Here is a 6,686-nt window from a genome sequence, read left to right on the forward strand (position 1 = left end):
TCCGGCTCAGGCCCGGGACGCCGTCGCTGCCGCCGATCCCGACGTCGTTGCCGACGCCGACGCCGACGCCGACGCCTGCTGCGCGGCACGGCGTCGCGCCGCGCCGGCCCCCGCGGTGTCGCCGAGCCGTTCGGCGAGCCGGGCCTGTGCGCCCCAGTTGTACGGGCACAGCGGGCGCACGTTGATGCGCTCGCTCAGCAGCATGCGCGCGATGTCGTGCTGCCCGCTGCGCACTGCCGCCTCCACCAGGGTCCGCTGGACGGCGTCCCGCTGTGCGTGGCTGCCTCCGAACGTCGCGACTCGGTGCCGGATCGGAAGCAGCAGGCCGACGACGTCGTCGTAGCGGCGCTTGCCGTAGGCGACGAACGCCCGGCACACCGGGAGGCCGACCTCGGCGGTCATCGCCACGTTGGACAGTCCGGCCGTGTGCGGGCCGGACTGCCGCACCCAGGCCTCCCGGTCCCGGATGAGGCGCTCGGCCTCGGCCATCCGGTCCGCCCCTACGTGGGCCATGACGGCATGCGCGTCGTTGAAGGCGTAGTAGGCGCCGTCCTGCCGTGCCGTCCAGGCGTCGGAGAGCACGGCCCAGCGGTCCCCGGTGTCGACGTCGGCGACGGGTCCGGTACCGGTACCACTGCCGGTGCCGTTCGATTTGGCGTCGCCGGTCAGGTAGAGCCGCCACAGCAGGGACGCCGCGTCCAGCATCTCCATCGCCAGCCCGGCCGATTCCTCGTTGTGGAGGACGGCGTCGTAGACGTCGAGGACCCGGCCGGTGCGGCCCGCCTCGAGGTTGTAGAGGGCGTAGTGCCACCAGTTGTGGACGTTGAGGTAATTGCCGTCCGCCCAGTCGGCCGTCCGGTCGTCCAGATAGCGGATCCCGTCCGCGAACCGGCCCGTCATCTCGTAGGCGTGCACGACGGCGTGGATCCCCCACACGTCGCGGGCGTTGCGCTCCACGGCCGCCAGGCCCGCCTGCTCCGACTGGGCGTAGTGGCCCGCTTCCTCGAGGCCGAACGCGTACATGCCGAGCAGCAGGCCGTAGTGCGGGTCGTCCTCGTCCCAGGCGGACAGCGCCCCGCCGATGCGGTCGCGCAGCAGCACGGCGTTGCCGGTGAAGAAGTCGGTCTGGTGGCCCACCGCCAGGGCCAGCGCGTCCCGCGGGTGGGCCACGTGGAGCTCGCCGAGCACGCGGCCGGCTCCCAGGATGTCGCCGTTCAGCCAGGACGAGGCGGCCTCGATGTGCATCCGCTCCCGCGGGGTCACCTCCGAGAGGTGCACGCCTCTGCGGAAGTCCTCGAAGGACTTTCGCGCCGACGCCGCGTCCTTCTCCTCCGTGCCCAGCAGACCGAGGTACGCCAGGAGGACGTTGCCCATGACCGAGCGCGGCGAGTCGGCGACCGCCGCCTCCGCCTCGGTGGCGACCTCCGAGCGGAAGAAGAGCAGGGATTCCAGCGCCTTCTCGTAGTGCCGCACCGCATCGGTGCTGGTGAACGTCATCGCCTGAGCATGCCGGTCCGTTCCCACTCCCAGTCCTCCCGCTCGACCGCCGTGACAGCCGCCGTGACAACGCCACCCCGCCCTGCCGGGCGCCGCGGCGACGGCAGTACATGCCTGCCCGGTCCTGCGCGCCCGGACGCATGATCGCGGGGTGATCGTGAACCGGGCCTTCCACAGCTGTGCCGGAGACCCGGGCCCACGGGAGTTCGGCCGACTGGGGGCATACTGGCCCACAGGCAAGTCGAACTGATCATGCAGCAGCCGAGCAGAAGAGCCAAGGAGCCATCGTGTCCATCCACGACGTGGAGATCGGCGCCCTCCAGGGCGGCCCCGCGAATCTCGCGCAGTACCGCGGCAAGGCCGTCCTGGTCGTCAACGTCGCCTCGAAGTGCGGCCTGACCCCGCAGTACGCGGCGCTGGAGAAGCTGCACGAGACCTACGCGCCGCGCGGCTTCACGGTGCTGGGCGTCCCGTGCAACCAGTTCATGGGTCAGGAGCCCGGATCCGCCGAGGAGATCGCCTCCTTCTGCTCGGCCACCTACGGCGTGACCTTCCCGATGACGGAGAAGACCGACGTCAACGGCGAACAGCGGCACCCCCTCTACGGCGCCCTCGTGGGCACCGCGGATGCCGAGGGTCACACCGGCGACATCCGCTGGAACTTCGAAAAGTTCCTCATTGCCGGGGACGGCAGCGTCGCCGCCCGCTTCAGCCCGCAGACCGAGCCCGACGCCCCCGAGGTCGTCTCGGCCATCGAGGCGGCCCTGCCCGCCTGACGCCTTTCCTTCCTTCCTTTCCTTCCTTCCTTCCCTTTCCTTCCTTCCCCGTCGCCGCACGGCGCGCGGCAGATCACCGTCGGCCCTCGGCCGTCGACGGTGATCTGCCGCGGGCGGCCCGGGCGCGCCGTCCCCGCCCTTCCCCTGCCTACGCCTCACCGACGGCGCCCACCCCGCGCCGGACCGGGTGCGGGTTGAGGCGGGCGAAACCCTCCTGGCGCTCGTAGGGGAAGTACGGGTACGGCGCGGTCGTGGTGCTCGCGGCGTCGAGCCGCGCTACCTGATCGGCGGTCAGGTTCCACCCCACCGCGCCCAGGTTCTGCCGCAGCTGCGCCTCGTTGCGGGCGCCGATGATGACGGAGGAGACCGTCGGGCGCTGCAGCAGCCAGTTGAGGGCGATCTGCGGCACGGTCCTGCCGGTTTCGAGGGCGATCTCGTCGAGGGTGTCGACCACGCGGAACAGCAGTTCGTCGTCCACGGGAGGGCCGTAGTCCGCGGTGGCGTGCAGACGGCTGCCGGCCGGCAGCGGCTGGTCCCGGCGGATCTTGCCGGTGAGGCGGCCCCAGCCCAGGGGGCTCCAGACGACGGCGCCGACGCCCTGGTCGAGGCCGAGCGGCATCAGCTCCCACTCGTAGTCGCGGCCGATGAGGGAGTAGTAGACCTGGTGCGCGGCGTAGCGCTGGTAGCCGTGCTTGTCGGCGGTGCCGAGGGACTTCATCAGCTGCCAGCCGGCGAAGTTGGAGACGCCGGTGTAGCGGATCTTCCCGGCCCGCACGAGGTCGTCGAGGGTGGCGAGGGCCTCCTCCACGGGGGTGCCCGCGTCGAAGGCGTGGAGCTGGAAGAGGTCGATGTAGTCGGTGCCGAGGCGGCGCAGGGCGTCCTCGACGGCCTTGACGAGGCGTGAGCGGGAGGTGCCCGCGTCCGCCGGGCCGTCGCCCATCGGCAGCCCCGCCTTGGTGGAGATGATGACCTCGTCGCGGCGGCCCTTGATCGCGGCGCCGAGCACCTCTTCCGAAGCGCCGGCGGAGTAGACGTCGGCGGTGTCGAACATGTTGAGACCCGCCTCGAGGCAGATGTCGATGAGGCGGCGCGCCTCCTCGGCGTCGGTGTCGCCCCAGGCGCCGAAGAGCTCTCCGCGCCCGCCGAACGTGCCCGCGCCCATGCTCAGCGCCGGAACCATCAGTCCTGAAGCGCCCAGTCGTCGGAATTCCACAGCGGTTCCCTTCCCCTTGTCCCCTCGTGCCGCCCCGTGCCGTGCGGGCCCGGGCGGCAGCGCTACCGGGACCGAGATCCCGTTAAGATGGGTTCACCGTAGCAGAAGCCGAGCCCCTAATGGAATGGGAGTCCCGTTATGGAGTCCAGGAGTGCCGATCCGGGAACGGTGCGCCCCGGCGGGCGCACCGCCCGCGTGCGAGCCGCCGTCCTGCAGGCCGCCGGAGACGCCCTGGCCGAGGGCGGGCTGTCCGGCCTCGACCTCGCCGACGTGGCCCGGCGCGCGGACGTCGGCAGGACGACCGTGTACCGCCGCTGGGGAACGCCGGCCGCCCTGGTCGCCGACCTGCTCGCGGACATGGCCGAGCAGTCCCTCCCGCGCGCCCGCACGGGCACCCTCCCGGGCGACCTGCGCGCCAATGCCCGCCTCGTGCAGCGCACGCTGGCCGATCCGCGCCAGGGACCGCTCTTCAAGGCGGTGATCGCCGCCGCGACCTGCAACGACGAAGCGGCTTCGGCCCTCCGCCTCTTCTACGCCACCCGCGTCACGGAGTGGGAGCCCTGCGTCCGGGAGGCCGTCGAGCGCGGCGAGCTGCCCGAGGGGACCGACACCCGCGAGGTCGTCCGGGCCGTCTCCGCCCCCCTCTACTACCGCCTGCTGACCACGGGCGAGGTACTCGACGAAGCGGCGGCGGACCGAGCGGCGGCGGTCGCGGTCGCAGCCGCACGGGCGGGAGCCTTCGTCACGGCTGAGACTCCGGCCAAACAGTGAAATGAATGCGTCATCGCCGGGCGAACGGCGGCATCCCGCACACGGGGGGTGAAAAAGTCCGGTCCAGTCCCTCACTCAGGTCCCCTACCCAGGTCCCTCATCCGGGGCCGCCGGGGCCGGTGGACGCACCACTCGACGAAAGGACCTTTCGTGAGCAAGAGGACCACCACATTGCTGGCAGCCGCCGCACTCTCCGTCGTCGCCCTCGCCGGGCATGCGGGCGCCGCGGAGACCGCAGGCCACGCCGCCCCGGCCGGCTTGGCCGCCGCGAGTGCAGCGGCCGGGCCGGGCGTCCAGGCCACCCGTACCGTCCACGCCCCGTTCACCCTGGAGCAGAACCAGTCCCTGGCCTCGGACACCGCCAATCTGGTCATGCAGTCCGACGGCAACCTCGTCATCTACGACGAGTTCGGCAGAGCCCGCTGGGCCTCCAGAACCGTCGGCCAGGGGTGGAGAGCCGCCTTCCAAGAGGACGGCAACTTCGTCGTGTACACCCGCTCGGGCAAGGCTGTCTGGTCATCCAGGACGGCCGGGCACCCGGGCTCGCGCCTGGTCGTACAGGACGACGGCAATGTCGTCATCTACGACGGCAGCCAGGCGATCTGGGCCTCCGGCACGAACCACTGATCCCACGCGCCTGTAGCGCAGCCGGGCCCGGCCGGGGCCCGGCTGCGCTGCGGATACGGCCTCTCAGGTGCACGATCACCAGGACCGGGCTCCGGATCCGGTCCCGGCCCTCCCGGCCCTCCCGTTCGCTCCCGGCCGCTCCCGGCCGCTCCCGGTCTCTCCCGGTCTCTCCCGGCGGACCGCTGCGCATCCGGCCCGTGTCGCAGGACCTGCGCGGAGGGGGTGGGGAGGTAAGCAAGGGACATGCGCATTCGGTTCCTTCCGGCAAGCCCCGGCTCCGCGGGACGCCGTCGCGCGCTGATTGCCGCCCCGCTGGTGCTCATCGCCGTCATCATGGCGGCCGACCTGGTGACCGGCCCCGACGTCCACCTCGGCCCCCTGCTGGTGGCCGCCCCCGCACTCACCGCGACCTTCGGCGGCAAGCGGCTGACCGCCTTCATCGGCGCCCTGGCCGTGGGCGTCCAGGTCGCCCTCGGGTTCATCTTCGGCCGGACCACGACCGCCGATCACCAGACGCAGACCGGGGCCCTGTTCCTGGCCGTCTGCTTCATCGTCGCCTTCCGCGCCCTGCGCGAGCGCCACGAAGAGGCACTGGACCGCGCCCGGTGGATCGCCGACGTCGCGCAGAAAGTCCTGCTCAAGCCCCTTCCCTCCCGTATCGGCCCCTTGGAGCTCGCCTCGGAGTACGCGGCGGCCGAGGCCGAGGCGCAGATCGGCGGAGACCTCTACGCGGCCGTCCGCGCCCGCGGCGCGACCCGCGTCATGATCGGGGACTGCCGCGGCAAGGGACTGGACGCCGTCGGGGACGCCGCCCTCCTCCTCGGCGCCTTCCGCGCCGCCGCCCACCGCTTCCCGCCCCTCCCCCGCCTCGTCGCCCACCTCCACAACACCGTCTACTGGGACGCGGAGGAGCCCGCCGACGAGCTCGCGGCGGGCGAGAGCTTCGTGACCGCGGCCGTGCTGGAGATCCCCGACGACCAGGCCCTCGTCCACGTCATCAGCTGCGGCCACCCGCCGCCGCTGATCGTCCGCGACGGCGAGGTCGTCACCCTGGCGGTCGCCGACCCCAATCTGCCCTTCGGCCTGGGCACACCCACGACGGAGGCCGACTACGAACCCGAGGACTTCGCCTTCCGCGACGGCGACCTCCTCCTGCTCTACACCGACGGGGTCATCGAGGCCCGCGGCCCCCACGGCGCCTTCTACCCCCTCGCAGAGCGCCTCGCCTCCTGGAACGAACGCGAACCGCAGCGCCTGATCCAGCGCATCCGACAGGACCTGCTCGCCCACGCCGGCGGGGCCCTCGACGACGACGTCGCGCTGGTCGCCATCCGGCGTAGCCCTCTGTGACTGCCCGGACCCCGGATACGCGGCGAGGGCGGTGGCGCCCCCATCGGTACGGGGGTGCCACCGCCCTCGGCGAAATGCGGGGTGGTGCTGCCTAAATGCTGTGCGCTGATCAGTAGGCGGAGTTGACGTTGTCCATCGAGCCGTACTTGTCAGCGGCGTAGTTGCAGGCAGCGGTGATGTTGGCGACCGGGTCGTAGATGTCCCAGGACGTGCCCTCGACGTGGTACGCCTTGAACGTCGGGTCGATCATCTGCAGCAGACCCTTCGACGGAACACCGTTCACGGCGTTGATGTCCCAGTCGTTGATCGCACGCGGGTTACCGGTCGACTCACGCATGATGTTGCGCTTGATGCCGTCGTACGAAGCCGGAATACCCTTCGCCCGCAGAATCTCCAGAGACTCACCGATCCAGCCCTCAAGATTGTCGGCGTAAGCCTTCTTCGCAGGGGCG

The 6,686-nt window shown here is 71.6% G+C and carries 7 protein-coding genes; 4 read left to right on the forward strand and 3 right to left on the reverse strand.

Features of this window, described 5'->3' with window-relative positions; genetic code table 11:
- Nucleotides 1-6: 6 nt before the first annotated feature.
- Complete coding sequence (locus NQU55_RS34930; RefSeq protein WP_168095588.1) at nucleotides 7-1,497, reverse strand: tetratricopeptide repeat protein; 1,491 nt, start codon at nucleotides 1,495-1,497, stop codon at nucleotides 7-9.
- A gap of 287 nt (nucleotides 1,498-1,784) precedes the next feature.
- Here NQU55_RS34930 and NQU55_RS34935 point away from each other — a divergent pair, with 287 nt between their 5' ends.
- A complete protein-coding gene (locus NQU55_RS34935; protein WP_168095587.1) occupies nucleotides 1,785-2,273 on the forward strand; it encodes a glutathione peroxidase in 489 nt (162 codons plus the stop codon).
- Between the two features lie 148 nt (nucleotides 2,274-2,421).
- Here the strand turns inward: NQU55_RS34935 and NQU55_RS34940 are convergent, their stop codons facing one another.
- Complete coding sequence (locus tag NQU55_RS34940) at nucleotides 2,422-3,486, reverse strand: aldo/keto reductase (RefSeq protein ID WP_168095586.1); 1,065 nt, start codon at nucleotides 3,484-3,486, stop codon at nucleotides 2,422-2,424.
- A 138-nt stretch (nucleotides 3,487-3,624) separates the two neighbouring features.
- Between NQU55_RS34940 and NQU55_RS34945 the strand changes: the two genes are divergently transcribed.
- From NQU55_RS34945 to NQU55_RS34955, 3 genes are all read left to right on the forward strand, one after another.
- Entirely contained in the window at nucleotides 3,625-4,257 is a 633-nt protein-coding gene (locus tag NQU55_RS34945) for a TetR/AcrR family transcriptional regulator (RefSeq protein ID WP_168095585.1), read from the forward strand.
- A 150-nt stretch (nucleotides 4,258-4,407) separates the two neighbouring features.
- Nucleotides 4,408-4,884: a hypothetical protein gene (locus NQU55_RS34950; protein WP_256791790.1), complete on the forward strand. Its 477-nt coding sequence runs from the start codon at nucleotides 4,408-4,410 to the stop codon at nucleotides 4,882-4,884.
- A gap of 243 nt (nucleotides 4,885-5,127) precedes the next feature.
- A complete protein-coding gene (locus tag NQU55_RS34955) occupies nucleotides 5,128-6,234 on the forward strand; it encodes a PP2C family protein-serine/threonine phosphatase (protein WP_168097000.1) in 1,107 nt (368 codons plus the stop codon).
- A gap of 109 nt (nucleotides 6,235-6,343) precedes the next feature.
- On the opposite strand, the gene NQU55_RS34960 is transcribed toward NQU55_RS34955, so the two are convergent.
- On the reverse strand, nucleotides 6,344-6,686 hold a 343-nt coding region (locus NQU55_RS34960; RefSeq protein ID WP_256791791.1), incomplete at its 5' end, for a transglycosylase SLT domain-containing protein.

Source organism: Streptomyces telluris (genome assembly GCF_024519335.1).
Lineage (GTDB): Bacteria > Actinomycetota > Actinomycetes > Streptomycetales > Streptomycetaceae > Streptomyces > Streptomyces telluris.

Coding starts and splice junctions, on each gene's coding strand:
- NQU55_RS34955 (WP_168097000.1), top strand. CDS start 5,128: ATGCGCATTCGGTTCCTTCCGGCAAGCCCCGGCTCCGCGGGACGCCGT.
- NQU55_RS34930 (WP_168095588.1), bottom strand. CDS start 1,497: ATGACGTTCACCAGCACCGATGCGGTGCGGCACTACGAGAAGGCGCTG.
- NQU55_RS34945 (WP_168095585.1), top strand. CDS start 3,625: ATGGAGTCCAGGAGTGCCGATCCGGGAACGGTGCGCCCCGGCGGGCGC.